Genomic DNA, 16,834 nt, shown 5'->3' with positions numbered 1-16,834 from the left:
GGCACTACCCGAAGCGCAAACCCGGTCGGGGACAAGCCCTGGTAGAGCCGGCCGCTGGCCGGCTGCTCTCGATGCCCGGTTCAATGAGCTTGCCGGCCAGCGGCCGGCACTACCCGAAGCGCGAATCCGGTCGGGGACAAGACCTGGTAGAGCCGGCCGCTGGCCGGCTGCTCTCGATGCCGGATTCAATGAGGATGCCGGCCAACGGCCGGCACTACCCGAAGCGCGAACCCGGTCGGGGACAAGACCTGGTAGAGCCGGCCGCTGGCCGGCTGCTCTCGATGCCCGGTTCAATGGGGTTGCCGGCCAGCGGCCGGCACTACCCGAAGCGGTCAGCGCGGCTGCTTCACCGGCAGCACCACGCGGAAGCGCGAGCCCACGCCCGGGGTGCTGTCCAGGTCGATGCGGCCATGGTGCTTGTTGATGATGCTGTAGGAGATCGACAGGCCCAGGCCGGTACCGCTGCCCACCGGCTTGGTGGTGAAGAACGGATCGAAGATGCGCTGGCGCAGTTCCGGCGAGATGCCGCCGCCAGTGTCTTCAAATTCGACCCATACCTGGTCACCGTCGACACCGGTACGCACAGTGATCGTGCCACGCTCGGCAATGGCGTGGCCGGCGTTGAGCAGCAGGTTCATGTAGACCTGGTTCAACTCGGACGGCAGGCACTCCACCAGCGGCAGCTGGCCGAACTCACGCACCAGGGTGACCTTGTACTTTAGCTCGTTCCAGATGATGTTGATGGTCGATTCCAGCCCCGCGTGCAGGTCGACCAGCTTCCACGATTCGTCGCGGCCGGAATACGAGAAGTCCTTCAGGTCACGCACGATGCGGGTCACCCGTTCGATGCCTTCGCGCGATTCGGCCATCAGCTGCGGCAGGTCGCGGCTGATGAAATCGATGTCCAGGCGGTCACGGATATCGTCGATTTCCGGGATCAGCGCCTTCGGGTCCGGCGCCCGCAATGCGCGTTCGTAGGCTTCGATCACCGTGAACAGGCTGCGCAGGTACTCCTGCAGGCTGCCCAGGTTGGAGTGCACGTAGCCGATCGGGTTGTTGATCTCGTGCGCCACACCGGCAGCGAGCTGGCCGATGGACGCCATCTTTTCCGACTGCAGCAGCTTTTCCTGGGTACCGTTGAGGCGCAGGTAGGCCTGGCGCAGCTCGGCATGGCGCTGCTGCAGTTCGCGCTCGTAGTCTTCCTGCCCTTCGATATGGCGGAACAACGCCAGGAAGTGCCCCTGGCCGACCGGGCCGTGGTGGTAGAGGTGGGCGATGACCACACCCTCCCCCAGCGGCAGGCTGCCGTTCCAGTGACCATGCTGCCGCGCCTGTTCCAGCGCATCGGGTGGCAGCAGCTCACGCAGCCGCTGCGGCGGCAATGCACCGTCCTCCCCACCGGCCAACAGGTTCTGCGCAGCCGGATTGGCCAGCGCCACCTGCCCGTCTTCAGTGAACAGCAGCAGCCCTTCGCGCAGGCGCTCAAGCAGGGCCTGCAGCACCGGCTGCGGCGGAAGGGGGGCGGTAACCAGGGCGTTGGCAGCGGACACGGCGACTCGGGACGTTCGAACAGGCGCCCAATATACGCGGTCACGCAGCGGGCTTCAGCCCGCGGGGGTGGGTAGTGCGACCGCCGTCGCGTCAGGCGACGGCGAGTGGGCGGCGGGCAGTGACGGTGTGTGACTGGCCCTTGGCGTCATAGGCCGAGGCGTCTTCGGTACGGCCCAACTGGCGCAATGCCCAGTTGACTTCGCGTCGGCGCCGCGAAAGCAGCACGCCATTGGCGCGGTTGCGCTCGGCCAGTTCCTGCAGCTGCTCGCCCTGCCCCACCGGCGGCGCGCCTTCCAGCGCACGCAGCGCTTCCAGCTTGGCGCCGGTGGCCCGGATCAAGGCGTGTACGTCGTGCTCGACCAGGGCCTGGCGTTCAACGTCCAGGGCCTGGGCGAGGCGCTGCAGCGGCTCGCTCATCGCCGCGGTCATCCGTGCAGCTGCTGGTCCAGATCGAGCATGCGCGATGCGATCGCGTCCGGATTGATCTTGTAGGTGCCGTTCTGCAGCGACTCGCGCACGGCGGCCACGCGCTGGGCGTCGATCGCCGGGGCGGTGGTCAGCTCACGCTCGATGGCCTGCAGATTGGTGGCCTCGCCGGTCAGGCGCAGGCTGTCGGCCGCCTCGACCGGGCGCGCCGCCGCATCGGTGCTGACGCCGGGCTTGTTGGCCGGGGTCGTCACGCTGCGCAGTGCTTGGGGGACCTGCAGGTTGCCGTCGATTTTCTGGCTCATGGGGTGTCCTGGAGTTGCCGTTCACAAGGGATAACGGCCGCAGGGCCGTGATCTTTAGGGATATTTTGCGGTAATTCAACGCGCCACGATTACGTCACCTGCGGCATCGACCGTGCCCTGCACGATCCGCCGCGAGGACAGGTTCTCGACCGAGACCCGCTCGTTCTCACCGGCATCACCCATCGCACGGCCGGCAATGCGGACCTCGACCGAACCGCGACGCGACACTAGGGCTACATTGTCTCCTCGCTTTATGAGACGCTGAACCACCAGGTCGTTGTTCGACAGCAGGGCTCCGGCCTGCAACGGACGGCGGGCGATGCGGCCGATCGCTGCATTGGGATCGGCCAGTACCGCGCCGGCAATCCGGGCAGCGTCACGCTGGGCAGTGGTGATATCGGCGGCGGTGAGGGTTTCTCCAGTGCCGATTCCACGATTGAGCACCAGCACGGTCTGGTTGCGCCGCACCTTCACCGGCACGAACAGGCGCCAGCCCCCCGCATCAGGGCAACTGACCTCCACCGTGGTGTTGGCGGTAGGCTGCACCTGCAGCGCGCCGCCACACTTGGGCAGGCGCAGCGCATCGGCCACCTGGGCCTCACCCTCGCTGCCGGTCGGCAGCGTCGACAACGCTGCGGTGCGGATGCTGGCTACGGGTTGCCAGTCGGCGGCCGCCGCCCACGGCGAGGCCAGGGCAAGCGCGATGGCCAATAGAGATGTGACCCGGCGCATGGCGCCTCCTGTCGATGGGACCTGGCCCAGCTGCGTGCAAGGTGTGTGCCAGAGACGAGGCCTCGGGATGGGGATGTGTAGAGTCGACTGTTAGTCGACTTTCGCGTCAGTCGACTTTCGCGCGAAGCGCGGGGGTTCCCGCGATCGGATAAGAGCAGTCGACCGCGAAGAGCAGTCTGCTAGAAGAGCAGTCTGCTAGAAGAGCAGTCGACTAACAGTCGACTCTACAGAAGCGGTGTGGAGCGCGTGGGCGGCAGAGCGCCCTCAAGTTCGGCGCCTACCCCGCCGATACAGCAGCCATGTCCCATGACCTGCTCAACCGGATCGACCAGCGGACCCGACTGGCCGGCCACAATCGCCTGGCGCTGCTGCTGTTCCGTCTCGGCGGACGTCAGCTTTTTGGCGTCAATGTCTTCAAGGTGCAGGAAGTCCTGCGGCGCCCGGAACTGTTCCAGGTGCCCGGACTGCCCAGCCAGTTCTCCGGCGTGGCCGACGTGCGCGGCCGCTCGGTGCCGGTGCTGGACCTCGGCCTGGCGATCGGCCATCCCGAGCGCGAGCCGGAGGCGGACACCTCGCCCGGCTACCTGGTCGTCACCGAGTTCAACCGCTCGATCCAGGGCTTTTTGGTCAGCGGCGTGGAGCGCATCGTCAACATCGCGGTGGAAGACATCCACCCGCCGCCGGAACTGGGCGCCGAATCGAGCTACCTGACCGCCGTGACCCGCTTCCAGGGTGAACTGATCCAGGTGATCGACGTGGAGAGCGTGCTGGCGGACATTGCCCAGGTGCGCGGCGAGGCGGTGCTCGATCCGGCGATGGCGATGCCCTCCGACGGCCCGCAGCTGCAGGTGCTGGTGGTGGATGACTCGCGCGTTGCCCGCCAGCAGATCCGCAGCGTGCTCGACCAGCTGGGCGTGGGTGCCACCCTGCTCTCCGACGGCAAGCAGGCGCTGGACCATCTGCTGCAGATCCACGCCTCGGGCGAGAACCCGGCCGAGCGCTATGCCATGGTCATCTCGGACATCGAGATGCCGGCCATGGACGGCTATACGCTGACGACGGAAATCCGGCGCCATCCGGGCCTGGCCGGCCTGTACGTGCTGCTGCACACCTCGCTGTCGGGCGTCTTCAACAACGCCATGGTCGAGCGCGTGGGCGCCAACGCCTTCGTCGCCAAGTACTCGCCGCACGAGCTGGCCGATTTCGTGCTGGACCGCCTGCGCAAGGTGGCGCTGGCGGCCTGAGGCCACTGATCCGGTAGTGCCGGCCGCTGGCCGGCAACCGCAGATCCATCGGGGAGCCGGCCAGCGGCCGGCACTACCCTCTCGAATTTGGCACACCCCTTGCAGCTTCCCGGGCAACGTTCCCGTGGGAGTGCACCGTGCGCAACCTGATTACCGACTACCTGGGCGTCCATGCCCAGGCCATGCCGTTGCGCGAACAGCGGATGAAGCTGATCGCCAGCAACCTCGGCAATGCCGACACTCCCGGCTACAAGGCCCAGGACCTGGACTTCGACGCCGCCCTGCGCCATGCCCAGGGGCAGGATGCCAATGGCCTGATGGCCACCACCCATGAGCAGCACTACGAAATCAGTAGTGGCCTGAACCCGTTCCAGATCGCGCGCGAAGGCGTGCAACCCAGCCTGGACGGCAACACCGTCGATCCCGATGCCGAGCGTGCGGCCTATGGCCGCGCCGCGCTCGAGTACCGCGCTTCGCTCAGCTTCGTCGAGAGCAAGGTGCGTTCCATGTTGACCGCGATCACGGGGCAATAAGCCATGAGCAACCTGCCGATCTTCGATATCGCCGGCTCCGCGCTGCAGGCGCAGTCGGTGCGCATGAGCACCATCGCCTCCAACCTCTCCAACGCCGACACCGTCGCCGGTTCCGCCGACGCGGTGTACAAGCCGCTGGAGCCGATCTTCCAGGCCGTCACCAGCAAGAACGATCCGAACATCACCTCGGTGAAGGTGAAGGAGATCACCCAGAGCGAGGCCGCGCCGATCAAGCGCTATGAGCCGGGCCACCCGCTGGCCGATGGCGATGGCTACATCTACCAGCCCGACGTCGACCCGGTGGCGCAGATGGTCAACCTGATCTCGACCTCGCGCAACTACCAGGCCGGCGTGGAGATGCTGACCACCGCCAAGGAACTGGCCCTGGCCACCCTGACCATGGGCCGCTGAGGCCCGCAGTACCGGATACCGCCATGACCACCGCCATCAACAACCAGACCAACCAGGACGTCTACACCGCACTCGGTCTGAACGCCCCGAACAGCAACGCCACCAAGAAGAAGAACACGCTGGACCAGGCCGATTTCCTGCGCCTGATGACCGAACAGCTGCAGCACCAGGATCCGCTGAAGCCGATGGACAACACGCAGATGGTCGCGCAGATGGCGCAGATGTCCACCGTGCAGGGCATCACCGATCTGAACAAGACGGTGAAGGGCTTCCAGGAATCGATGGCCAGCGACCAGGTGCTGCGTGGTGCGGCGCTGGTCGGCCACCAGGTGCTGGTGCCGTCGGAAAAGCTGGTGCTGGAAAAGGAAGGCAACGTTGAAGGCACGGTGGCCGCGCCTTCGGCCGGCATCATCACCGTCGACATCACCGATGCCACCGGCGCCAAGGTCACCTCGCTGAGCGTGGAAGCCAAGGCCGCCGGCGAGACTGCGTTCCAGTGGGACGGCAAGGATGCCAACGGCAAGCGCATGGAGCCGGGCAAGTACTCCATCGTTGCCAACCACGTCGATACCGCCGGCAAGAGCACCAAGTTGTCCACCTACGTGCAGGCACCGGTGGAAAGCGTGACCGTCGGTTCCGACGGCCTGTACCTGAACCTCAAGGGCCTGGGCACGGCCCCGATCGACTACGTGCTCCGCGTCAGCTGAGCCGCACACCCCGCACTTACCAGGAGCATCCCATGGGCTTCAATGTCTCGCTGTCCGGCATCAATGCCGCCAATTCCGACCTGAGCGTCACCGCCAACAACGTCGCCAACGTCAACACCACCGGTTTCAAGGAATCGCGCGCCGAGTTCGCCGATCTGTTCTCGGCCACCGGCTATGGTCTGTCAAAGAACGCCGTGGGTTCGGGCGTCCGTGTCTCCAACGTTGCCCAGCAGTTCAAGCAGGGCCACAACGAACAGACCGGCCGCAGCCTGGACATGGCCATTTCCGGTGAAGGCTTCTTCACCATGAACATGAACGGTACCCGCGTGTACTCGCGCGCCGGCAATTTCCAGACCGATCCGTCCGGCTACGTGATCAACCCTCAGGGCGCACGCCTGCAGGTGTTCGCGCCGAATGCCGATGGCACCAACTTCGATGCCGGCCGCATGGTCGACCTGCAGCTGCTCACCACCGACAGCCCGCCGAAGCAGACCAGCGAAGTGAAGGTCGGCTTTACCCTGCCGGCCAACGCGAAGCAGCCGACGGTCACCACCTTCGATCCGACCGACTCCAACAGCTACAACCACTCCAGCGGCGGCATCACCGTGTACGACTCGCTGGGCGTCAGCCACATCCAGGTCTCGTACTTCGTGAAGGGTGCCAACCCGAACGAGTGGACCGTGCGCAACTACGTGGACGGCCAGCCGGCCGGCGCGCCGACCCCGGTCACCTTCGACAACAGCGGCAAGCTGACCGCACCGGCGGACGGCAAGGTCAGCCTCGGCACCTTCACCCCGACCACCGGTGCCGGCGTGCTGAACATGACGCTGGACGTGAGCGGCTCGACCCAGTACGGCGAAAAGTTCGCGCTGCGCAACACCCAGCAGGATGGCTACGCCGCCGGCAAGCTCAATGAGATCACCGTGTCGGAAACCGGCGTGGTCTACGCGCGTTACTCCAATGGCGCCGACAAGCCGCTGGGCCAGGTCGCGCTGACCACCTTCAACAATCCGCAGGGCCTGGAATCGAAGGGCAACAACCTGTGGGTGGACACCTTCAGCTCGGGCACCCCGCGCACCGGCATGCCGGACACCTCCAATCTCGGCAAGATCCAGGCAGGCTCGCTGGAAGCATCCACCGTCGACCTCACCGAGCAGCTGGTCAACATGATCACCGCGCAGCGCAACTTCCAGGCCAACGCGCAGATGATCACCACCCAGGACCAGATCACCCAGACCGTCATCAACATCCGTTGATGAGCTGCTGACCCTGTCACGGAACTCCCCGCATGGATAAAGCCCTTTACGTGGCGATGACCGGTGCCCGCGCCTCCCTGCAGGCGCAGGGAACGCTCAGCCACAACCTCGCCAACTCGGACACCCCTGGCTTCAAGGAAGCGCTGGCCAATACCGAAGCCTTCCCGATCAAGGGCCCGGGCTTTGCCTCGCGGGTGGATGCGCTGCACGTCGACGCCGGCTTCAACCGTACGCCCGGCTCGCAGCACATCACCGGCAAGCCGCTGGATCTGTCCCTGCAGACCGGCACCTGGCTGGCCGTGCAGTCCAGCGACGGCAGCGAGGCGTACACGCGCGGCGCGGCGTTGTCGGTGACGCCGAACGGCCAGCTGGTGACCTCCAGCGGCCGTCCGGTACTGGATGACAACAACAACCCGATCGCCATTCCGCCTTACCAGGCGATGGAAATCGGTGCCGACGGCACGCTCTCGATCATCCCGCAGGGCGAAGGCCCGCAGACGATGGCGCAGATCGGCCGCATCAAAGTGGTGCAGGCGCCGGACGAGCGCCTTGAGCGTGGCCTGGATGGCCTGTTCCGCAACACCGACCCGCGCCAGCCGTTCGCCCCGGCACAGGGCACGGCCGTGCACAGCGGCCAGCTGGAAGGCAGCAACGTGGACGCCGCTGGCGCGCTGGTGCAGATGATCCAGCTGCAGCGCCAGTACGAAATGCAGGTGCAGGTGATCAAGCACGGCGACGAAAACGCGCGCAGCGCCAACAGCATGCTGCGCCTGGGCAGCTGACGGAATTCCGGCGCCGCCTGACAGCGGCGCTGGCACACCGCTTGCACACCCACATTCAAGGGCCGCACCACGCGGCCGGCTTCACCAGACAGGACACCGAAGATGAACCAGGCATTGTGGATCGCGAAAACCGGACTGGATGCGCAGCAGATGCGCATGTCGGTGGTTTCCAACAACCTCGCCAACACCAACACCACCGGCTTCAAGCAGGACCGTGCCAGTTTTGAAGACCTGCTGTACCAGCAGGTGCGCCAGCCCGGCGGCTCCTCGTCGGCGCAGACGCAGCTGCCGACCGGCCTGCAGCTCGGCACCGGCGTGCGCGTGGTCGCCACCGCCAAGAACTTCGAACAGGGCGCTCCCCAGCAGACCGGTCGCGCCCTCGACGTGATGGTCAATGGCCGTGGCTTCTTCGAAGTGCAGATGCCCGATGGCAGCTCGGCCTATACCCGAGATGGCTCGTTCAAGCTCAATCAGGACAACCAGCTGGTCACCAACAGCGGTTACCCGGTGCAGCCCGGCATCCAGATTCCCGAAGGCGTCCAGTCGGTGACCATCGGGAACGACGGCACCATCAGCGTGAAGATGGCCGACGGCGCAGCCTCGGTGGAAGTCGGCGCATTGACCCTGACCGACTTCGTCAATCCGGCCGGCCTGCAGGCGCGTGGCCAGAACCTGTACCTGGAGACCACCGCTTCCGGCCCGGCGCAGAGCGGCAATCCCGGCATGAATGGGCTCGGAATCGTCGAACAGGGTGCGCTGGAAGGCAGTAACGTCAACGTGGTGGAAGAGCTGGTGTCGATGATCGAAACCCAGCGCGCCTACGAAATGAACGCCAAGGCGATCTCCACCACCGATTCGATGCTCGGCTATCTCAACAACAAGCTCTGACCGGCCAAACCGGGAAACTGCCATGTCGCCCATTTCCAACTTCGCCCGCACTGCCCTCGCCTGCTCCCTGGCTGCCCTGCTCGGTGGCTGCGTCATTGCCGGCGATGTGCGCCCCTATCCGGCAATGGCACCGATCCAGCCGATCATGCCACCGCAGGCCGAACCGACCGCCGGCGCGATCTACGCGGCCGGCCCGACCCTGCAGTTGTATTCGGACCGTCGCGCGCGCGATGTCGGCGACCTGCTGACCATCACCCTGCTGGAAAACACCACCGCGCAGACCAGTGCCAATACCGCCACCAACAAGGAATCGAACCTGAGCCTGGGCACGCCGTCCATCCTCGGTGCGCCGGTCACCCTGGGCGGCAAGGACATCCTCAGTGCGACGGCCAAGGGCGCGCGTGACTTCACCGGCAAGGGCAACAGCGCGCAGAGCAACCGCCTGCAGGGCAACGTGACCGTGACCGTGGTGCAGCGCCTGCCCAACGGCAACCTGGTGGTGCAGGGGCAGAAGAACCTGCGCCTGAACCAGGGCGACGAGCTGGTGCAGGTACAGGGCATCGTGCGCCCCGGTGACATCAGCGCGGACAACACCGTGCCCTCCAGCCGCGTGGCTGAGGCACGCATCGTCTACGGCGGCCGCGGCCCTGTCGCGCAGTCCAACGCGATGGGCTGGTTGAGCCGCTTCTTCAACTCCGGCCTGACGCCGTTCTGAGTATGGCCATGAAAGCTCTCTTCTCTTCTACGTGGCAACGACGCATGGCGTCGCTCTACGGATCATTCTTCCTTCTACTGGCAATGGCTGCGCCTGCCAGCGCCGAACGCATCAAGGACCTGGCCCAGGTCGGTGGCGTGCGTGGCAATGCGCTGGTGGGCTACGGTCTGGTGGTGGGCCTGGACGGCAGCGGCGACCGCACCAGCCAGGCGCCGTTCACCGTGCAGAGCCTGAAGAACCTGCTCGGCGAGCTGGGCGTGAATGTTCCGCCGAACGTCAATCCGCAGCTGAAGAACGTGGCGGCGGTGGCGATCCACGCCGAACTGCCGCCGTTCGCCAAGCCGGGCCAGCCGATCGATATCACCGTGTCCTCGATCGGCAACGCGGTCTCGCTGCGTGGCGGTTCGCTGTTGATGGCCCCGCTGCGCGGCGCCGACGGCCAGATCTATGCCATCGCCCAGGGCAACCTGATCGTGGGCGGCTTTGGTGCACAGGGCAAGGATGGTTCCCGTGTCTCGGTGAACGTGCCCAGCGTCGGCCGTATTCCCAATGGCGCCACCGTGGAGCGTGCGCTGCCCGATCCGCTGGCCAACGGCGGCGAGATCACCCTGAACCTGCACAACAATGACTTCACCACGGTCTCGCGCATGGTCGCTGCGCTCAACAATGCGTTCGGCGACGGTGCGGCGCGTGCGGTCGACGGCGTGACCGTGGCGGTTACCGCGCCGACCGATCCGGGCGCACGCATCGGCCTGCTGGCGCGCATCGAGAATCTGGAACTGACCCCGGGCAGCGCTCCGGCCAAGGTGGTGGTCAATTCGCGTACCGGCACCGTGGTCATCGGACAGCAGGTGCGCGTGGGACCTGCCGCGATCTCGCACGGTTCGCTGACCGTGACCATCCAGGAGAACACCAACGTCAGCCAGCCCAATGCGCTGTCCGGCGGCCGTACCGTAGCCAGCCCGCAGTCGACCATCACCGCCACCAACGACGGCAGCCGCATGTTCAAGTTCAGCGGCGGCACCACCCTGGACGAGATCGTGCACGCGGTGAACGCCGTGGGCGCAGCACCAGGCGATCTCATCGCGATCCTGGAAGCCCTGAAGCAGGCCGGCGCATTGAGTGCCGAGCTCGAGGTGATCTGATATGCGCATCAATCCCGCATTCGATCTGCACCCGGCACAACAGAACGATCCGGCGAAGATCGACAAGGTCGCGCGCCAGCTGGAAGGCCAGTTCGCGCAGATGCTGGTCAAGAGCATGCGTGACGCCAGCTTCGGCGACTCGCTGTTCCCCGGCGAAAACAAGATGTTCCGCGAGATGTACGACCAGAAGATTGCCGAGGCGATGACCCGCGGCAAGGGCCTTGGCCTGTCCGGCATGATCAGCCGGCAGCTGTCCGGCCAGGCCGCCGATGGCCCGGCACTGGATACCCGCGTGGACCCGGCCAAGGCCAGCCGTGCCTATCAGCTCAATGCACCGGCCAAGCCGGCACCGTCGCTGCCGCTGGAAGACGGCAGCCAGGCCGTGCGCCTGCTGCAGCAGATGGCCGCCGGCGCGCAGTCCGGCGCACACGCGGCGGTTGCACCGATGGAACAGGCGCTGGACCTGATCGCCGGGCGCGAAAGCAGCAGCATGCACCGCTCGCTGGGTACCGAAGATCCTTACATCGGCGGCCTGCAAGGCGACGACTGGGCTGCCAACAGCGACCAGTGGTCGGCTACCGCCAGCAACCGCGGCACGGCCATCAGCCCGGCCGATGCGATGGCGACCCGCACCGCCGTCGCGCAGCTGGGTGAACACACCCCGGAAGGCTTCGTCGCCAGCATCTGGCAGCACGCGCAGCGTGCGGCCAAGGAACTGGGCGTGGATGCCCGCGCCCTGGTCGCCCAGGCGGCGCTGGAAACCGGCTGGGGCAAGCGCCACATCAAGCATGCCGACGGCAGCACCTCGCACAACCTGTTCGGCATCAAGGCCAATGGCTGGAACGGCCAGCGCGCCGTGGCCGGCACCCACGAGTACGTCGATGGCGTGCGCCGCAACGAGACCGCCAGCTTCCGTGCCTACAGTTCGCCGGCCGAGAGCTTTGCCGACTACGTGCGCCTGCTGAAGACCAGCCCGCGCTACCAGCAGGCCCTGCAGGCCGGCACCGACGTGCAGGGCTTCGCCCGTGGCCTGCAGCGCGCCGGCTATGCCACCGACCCGCGCTACGCGGCCAAGATCGCCGCGATCGCCGGCGGACCGACCATCGAGCGCGCCGTCAGCGCCGTGGCCGATGCCGGCTCGCGCCTTGGCCAGACCTTCGCCAGCACCGCAACCGCGGCGCTGGGTATCACCCGTCGTTGAGGAACCCCATGTCCAGCGTACTTTCCACCGGTACCGGTGCCCTGCTCGCCTTCCAGCGTGCGTTGGCGACCACCAGCCACAACGTGGCCAACCTCAATACCCCGGGCTACAGCCGGCAGAAGGTCAACTTCGCCACGGCTGATCCCCAGAACTACGGCTACGGCACGGTCGGCAACGGCACCCGCATCACCGACATCCGCCGTACCGCCGACCAGCTGGCGATCTCGCGCCTGCTCGACAGCAGCGGCGAGCTGGCGCGCCTGAAGCAGCTCTCCGGCATGGCCGACCGGGTCAATTCGTTGTTCTCCGACGCGGCAACCAACGTGTCCGGCGTCTGGTCGAAGTTCTTCGATTCGGTCAGCGGCCTGTCGTCCAACGCGGCCGGCACCGCCGACCGCCAGAACATGCTGGATGGTGGCAAGGCTTTGGCCAACCGCTTCGTCCAGCTCAACACGCACCTGAACAACCTCAACAGCGAGGTCAACAACGGCCTGCTGGCCGGTGCCACCGAGGTCAACCGGCTGGCGCAGGAGATCGCGCAGATCAACGGTGCGATAGGCACCAACATCGCTACCGCCGCACCGGACCTGCTCGACCGCCGCGACCAGTTGATCACCCAGCTGATCGGCTACACCGGTGGCACCGCAGTGATCCAGGACGGCGGCATCATGAATGTCTATACCGCTGGCGGAAACGCGCTGGTGGTGGGCACCACGGCGACCAAGGTCACCACCGTGGCCGACCCGTACCAGCCGGAGCGCCTGCAGCTGGCGCTGGAAACGCAGGGCAACACCATCCGGCTCGACCCGAAGGCGGTCGGTGGCCAGATCGGCGGCCTGCTGGAATTCCGCGACACCGTGCTGACGCCTGCCCAGGCCGAGCTGGGCAAGCTGGCGGTAGGCCTGGCCGAGAGCTTCAACCAGGTGCATCACCAGGGCGTGGACCTGTATGGCCAGCTCGGGGGTGACTTCTTCAACATCGGCAATCCACGCGTCACCGCCAACAATGCCAACACCGGCACCGCCAGCCTCAGCGCCAGTTACGGCGACCTCGGCAAGCTGGACGCGCAGAACGTGGTGCTGCAGTTCGATGGCACCAACTGGAAGGCCAGTCGTGCCGACACCGGTGCGAACGTTCCGCTGACCGGCACCGGTACGGCCGCCGATCCACTGGTGATCAACGGCGTCAAGCTGGTGGTCGGCGGTACCCCGGCGGCCAACGACCGCTTCCTGCTGCAGCCGACCGCAGGCGTGGCTGGCAGCATGGAAGTGGCGATCACCGATCCGTCGCGCATCGCCGCTGCCGCTGCGGTGAAGGGCGCGGCGGCGACGTCCAACACGGGCACCGGCAAGCTGAGCGGTGTCACCGTCAGCGATTCGACCAACGCCAACCTGCGCAATCCGGCCGCGATCGTGTTCACCTCGGCCACCACCTACACCATCGATGGGGGCCCGCCGCAGACCTACACGCCCGGCCAGACCATCAGTGCCAACGGCTGGAGCTTCGTGCTGGACGGTGCGCCGAAGGTCGGCGACACCTTCAACATCACCCCGACTCCGGCGGGCTCGTCGGACAACAGCAACGCCTCCAGGCTGTCCAAGGTGGAGAGCGCCAAGGCATTCAACAGCGGCACGGTCACCCTCAACGGCGCCCTGGGTGGCCTGACCACCCAGGTCGGTGCAGCCGCCCGCTCGGCCGAGTATTCGCTGGAAGCGCAGCTGGTGATCAATGACAAGGCGCAGGAAGCGCGCGATGAGGTATCCGGCGTCAACCTGGACGAGGAGGCGGCCGACATGCTGCGCCTGCAACAGGCCTACCAGGCAGCCTCACAGCTGATCTCCACCGCCGACAGCATGTTCCAGACCATCCTGGGAGCCGTCCGTCGATGAGCAGCCGTATCTCCACCAGCATGATGTTCAACCAGTCCGTGTCGCTGATGATGGCCAAGCAGGCCAAGCTCAGCCACCTGGAGCAGCAGATCGCCACCGGCAGCAAGATCGTCAGCGCCAAGGACGATCCGGTTGCCGCTGGTGCGGCGGTCGGGCTTGACCGCAGCCTGGCCGCACTGGACCGGATGAAACTCAATGCCGGCAACGTGCAGAACCGACTGGGCGTACAGGAGAACGCCCTGGCCCAGGTCAACGACCTGATGGCGCGCGTCAACGACCTGACCATCCAGGCCAGCAATCCGGCACTGGGCGCCGCCGACAAGAAAACGCTGATCACCGAACTGAACCAGATCCGCGAGGGCCTGCTGTCGCTGGCCAACGCCGACGACGGCACCGGCCGCTACGTGTTCGGCGGCACCAACGATGGCGATCCGCCGTTCGCCAAGATCAATGGCAAGGTGGTCTACCGTGGCGACCAGACCCAGCGCCAGATTGAAGTCGGCCCCGATACCTATGTGCGGGATGCCCTGCCCGGCAGCGAAATCTTCATGCGCATTCCTACCGGCGACGGCTTCGTCGATGGTGTCGCCGCGGCCGGCAATACCGGCAACGGCGTGCTGACCAACATCACCCGCGATGGCAGCGACAGCTGGAACGGCCAGTCCTTCAGCATCCGCTTCACCGCCGCCGACCAGTACCAGGTACTGGACGGCGCTGGTAACGTGACCGGCACCGGCACGTTCAAGGCCGGTGACAACGTGGAAGTCAACGGAGTCCGCCTGCAGATCACCGGCGCACCCGCTGCCGGTGACAGCTTCAGTGTGAAGCCGGCAACCAGCCGCGACATCTTCGACACCATGGACAAGCTGATTGCCGCGCTTGATGCCGACACCGGCACCACCGCCAAGATGAGCGCGCAGCAGAACGAACTGCAGAGCGCCCTGCGCGATGTGGCCCGTGCGTCGGAGCGGATGATCGATTCGCGTGCGGCCGGCGGTGCGCAGCTGAAGGCACTGGACAATGCCGCCGACATGCGTGAAGCCAACAGCGTGACCCTGAAGACCACGCTGTCGCAGATGCGCGACCTGGACTATGCCGATGCACTGAGCCAGTACCAGCTGCAGAGCACCGCGCTGCAGGCGGCACAGACGATCTTCTCGCAGATGCAGTCGATGTCGTTGTTCAACAAGATCCGCTGACGCATCTCCTGCGTCACCCCTGAAAGGCCGCGATGCCCTGCATCGCGGCCTTTTTCGTTTCTGCGTGCCCGTTCCGTCGCGCTCGCCGGGCGTGGGCTGGCGCTACCGGAAACGTGCTGCACGCATTTTCCGTGATTGCCCATCAAGCCCGGCCCTGCCCCGCCGATACCTTCATCAGCGCTGGTTGGGCATGCCCAACCGCCCCTTCCGGGGTCGCCTTCACGCCCGGCCAGGGCTGGAAAACCCCGGAAAAACAGCCTCCGGCACCGGATTTCAGCGTCGACGGAATTCACGGCTAAAGGTTGTTGACAAAGCGCCGTTATTCATTTGGCAACAGCGAAGCACACAGCCACACAAAAAAACAGGCGGCGCTTCGTTTCATTCACCAACGGGTTCCATATAAGAGGAGACGACCCCATGGCACAGGTAATCAACACCAATACGATGTCGCTCAACGCTCAGCGCAACCTGAGCACCAGCGGCAGCTCGCTCGCTACCACCATCCAGCGCCTCTCGTCCGGCCTGCGCATCAACAGCGCGAAGGACGACGCGGCCGGCCTGGCGATCAGCGAGCGCTTCACCACCCAGATCCGCGGTCTGGACGTGGCCATCCGCAACGCCAACGACGGTATCTCGCTGGCCCAGGTCGCCGAGGGTTCGCTGAGCGAAGTCGGCAACAACCTGCAGCGCATCCGTGAACTGGCCGTGCAGTCCTCCAACGCCACCAACTCGGCCAGCGACCGCAAGGCCCTGCAGGCTGAAGTGACCCAGCTGGTCTCGGAAGTCGACCGCGTGGCCAAGCAGGCTGACTTCAACGGCACCAAGCTGCTGGACGGCTCCTTCACCAGCCAGCTGTTCCAGGTCGGCGCCAACGCCGGCCAGGCCATCGCCATCAACAGCGTGGTCAACGCCAAGGCCGATTCGCTGGGCGCGGCAACCTTCGCCAACGGCTACACCGGCACCAGCCTGGCCGCCGCCGACAAGGCCACCGCCGACACCACCTACTCCGGCCTGCAGATCTCGGTGACCCCGCCGGGCGGCACCGCCACCACGGTCACCATCAACGACTTCACCGTGAAGGCGGGCGAATCGATCACTTCGGCCACCTCTGCCGCGATCAACAACAAGCTGGGTGAAACCGGCGTCATGGCCTCGGTCAATGCCGGTGTGATCAGCCTGGCCTCGGTCAAGGACGGCCAGACCTTCACCCTGGGCGTCAGTGCCGCAACCCCGCCGGCCGGCGCCACCGCCGCGACCATCGCCGGCCTGGGCCTGACCGAAACCAGCACCAACGGCGGCCTGCTGACCGGCGCCACGGCCAACTTCGTCAAGGACCTGAACGTCACCACCGCCGAAGGTGCGCAGAAGGCGCTGTCGATCGTCGACAAGGCCCTCGAGTCGGTCAACAGCGTGCGCGCCGACCTCGGCGCGATCCAGAACCGCTTCACCTCGGTGGTGGCCAACCTGCAGACCTCCTCGGAGAACCTGTCGGCCTCGCGCAGCCGCATCCGCGATACCGACTTCGCCAAGGAAACCGCCGAACTGACCCGCACCCAGATCCTGCAGCAGGCCGGTACGGCCATGCTGGCCCAGGCCAACCAGGTACCGCAGAACGTGCTCAGCCTGTTGCAGCGCTGACATGAGCCGCCCCCGGGGCACGTCGGGGGCGTCTAACCCAACTCACGTGCAACCGCTCAAGGACCTCTCCTCATGGCACAAGTCATCAACACCAATACGATGTCGTTGAATGCTCAGCGTAACCTGAGCACCAGCGGCAGCTCGCTGGCCACCACCATCCAGCGCCTGTCCTCCGGTTCGCGCATCAACAGCGCCAAGGACGACGCCGCCGG

18 protein-coding genes are annotated in these 16,834 nt (G+C 66.1%); 14 read left to right on the top strand and 4 right to left on the bottom strand.

Annotated features, from left to right (window positions below; translation table 11 throughout):
• Window positions 1-332: 332 nt before the first annotated feature.
• The 4 genes from AC5P99_RS21370 to flgA all read right to left on the bottom strand — a co-directional run bounded on the left by AC5P99_RS21370 (window position 333) and on the right by flgA (window position 3,014).
• Window positions 333-1,550: an ATP-binding protein gene (locus AC5P99_RS21370; protein ID WP_005409581.1), complete on the bottom strand. Its 1,218-nt coding sequence runs from the start codon at window positions 1,548-1,550 to the stop codon at window positions 333-335.
• Window positions 1,551-1,641: 91 nt separating this feature from the next.
• Complete coding sequence (locus tag AC5P99_RS21365; RefSeq protein WP_005409580.1) at window positions 1,642-1,980, bottom strand: flagellar protein FlgN; 339 nt, start codon at window positions 1,978-1,980, stop codon at window positions 1,642-1,644.
• Window positions 1,977-2,282 (bottom strand): flagellar biosynthesis anti-sigma factor FlgM, encoded by a 306-nt coding sequence (flgM, locus tag AC5P99_RS21360; RefSeq protein ID WP_005409579.1) that lies wholly within the window; start codon window positions 2,280-2,282, stop codon window positions 1,977-1,979. The genes AC5P99_RS21365 and flgM overlap by 4 nt, the downstream gene beginning before the upstream one ends.
• Before the next feature lie 75 nt (window positions 2,283-2,357).
• Window positions 2,358-3,014 (bottom strand): flagellar basal body P-ring formation chaperone FlgA, encoded by a 657-nt coding sequence (gene flgA / locus AC5P99_RS21355; RefSeq protein WP_088437034.1) that lies wholly within the window; start codon window positions 3,012-3,014, stop codon window positions 2,358-2,360.
• 299 nt (window positions 3,015-3,313) lie between these two features.
• Between flgA and AC5P99_RS21350 the strand changes: the two genes are divergently transcribed.
• The 14 genes from AC5P99_RS21350 to AC5P99_RS21285 all read left to right on the top strand — a co-directional run.
• Entirely contained in the window at window positions 3,314-4,258 is a 945-nt protein-coding gene (locus AC5P99_RS21350) for a chemotaxis protein (RefSeq protein ID WP_005409577.1), read from the top strand.
• Between the two features lie 137 nt (window positions 4,259-4,395).
• A complete protein-coding gene (gene flgB / locus AC5P99_RS21345; RefSeq protein WP_005409576.1) occupies window positions 4,396-4,791 on the top strand; it encodes a flagellar basal body rod protein FlgB in 396 nt (131 codons plus the stop codon).
• Window positions 4,792-4,794: 3 nt separating this feature from the next.
• Window positions 4,795-5,202, top strand: a complete 408-nt coding sequence (flgC, locus tag AC5P99_RS21340) for a flagellar basal body rod protein FlgC (RefSeq protein WP_010485892.1) — start codon at window positions 4,795-4,797, stop codon at window positions 5,200-5,202.
• A 23-nt stretch (window positions 5,203-5,225) separates the two neighbouring features.
• Entirely contained in the window at window positions 5,226-5,909 is a 684-nt protein-coding gene (locus tag AC5P99_RS21335) for a flagellar hook assembly protein FlgD (protein ID WP_262091402.1), read from the top strand.
• 32 nt (window positions 5,910-5,941) lie between these two features.
• A complete protein-coding gene (flgE, locus tag AC5P99_RS21330) occupies window positions 5,942-7,165 on the top strand; it encodes a flagellar hook protein FlgE (RefSeq protein ID WP_005409573.1) in 1,224 nt (407 codons plus the stop codon).
• Between the two features lie 32 nt (window positions 7,166-7,197).
• Window positions 7,198-7,947 (top strand): flagellar basal body rod protein FlgF, encoded by a 750-nt coding sequence (locus AC5P99_RS21325; protein WP_005409572.1) that lies wholly within the window; start codon window positions 7,198-7,200, stop codon window positions 7,945-7,947.
• Between the two features lie 102 nt (window positions 7,948-8,049).
• Window positions 8,050-8,835 (top strand): flagellar basal-body rod protein FlgG, encoded by a 786-nt coding sequence (gene flgG, locus AC5P99_RS21320; protein ID WP_088435880.1) that lies wholly within the window; start codon window positions 8,050-8,052, stop codon window positions 8,833-8,835.
• A 22-nt stretch (window positions 8,836-8,857) separates the two neighbouring features.
• Window positions 8,858-9,550, top strand: coding sequence for a flagellar basal body L-ring protein FlgH (gene flgH / locus AC5P99_RS21315; protein ID WP_049451294.1), 693 nt, complete (start codon window positions 8,858-8,860; stop codon window positions 9,548-9,550).
• A 2-nt stretch (window positions 9,551-9,552) separates the two neighbouring features.
• Entirely contained in the window at window positions 9,553-10,695 is a 1,143-nt protein-coding gene (locus AC5P99_RS21310; protein ID WP_315973972.1) for a flagellar basal body P-ring protein FlgI, read from the top strand.
• A 1-nt stretch (window position 10,696) separates the two neighbouring features.
• Entirely contained in the window at window positions 10,697-11,896 is a 1,200-nt protein-coding gene (flgJ, locus tag AC5P99_RS21305; RefSeq protein WP_150359803.1) for a flagellar assembly peptidoglycan hydrolase FlgJ, read from the top strand.
• 8 nt (window positions 11,897-11,904) lie between these two features.
• Window positions 11,905-13,785, top strand: coding sequence for a flagellar hook-associated protein FlgK (gene flgK / locus AC5P99_RS21300; RefSeq protein WP_005413269.1), 1,881 nt, complete (start codon window positions 11,905-11,907; stop codon window positions 13,783-13,785).
• Complete coding sequence (gene flgL / locus AC5P99_RS21295; RefSeq protein ID WP_088435878.1) at window positions 13,782-14,984, top strand: flagellar hook-associated protein FlgL; 1,203 nt, start codon at window positions 13,782-13,784, stop codon at window positions 14,982-14,984. Before flgK ends, flgL begins: the two co-directional genes overlap by 4 nt.
• A gap of 417 nt (window positions 14,985-15,401) precedes the next feature.
• Entirely contained in the window at window positions 15,402-16,622 is a 1,221-nt protein-coding gene (locus AC5P99_RS21290; RefSeq protein ID WP_005413267.1) for a flagellin, read from the top strand.
• A gap of 72 nt (window positions 16,623-16,694) precedes the next feature.
• The coding region (locus tag AC5P99_RS21285; RefSeq protein ID WP_482995120.1) for a flagellin N-terminal helical domain-containing protein at window positions 16,695-16,834 on the top strand (140 nt) is incomplete at its 3' end.

Source organism: Stenotrophomonas sp. YJH_SMC_80 (genome assembly GCF_059372495.1).
Note: the sequence above shows the minus strand (reverse complement) of the source record. Positions and strands in the feature narration are given on the sequence as shown.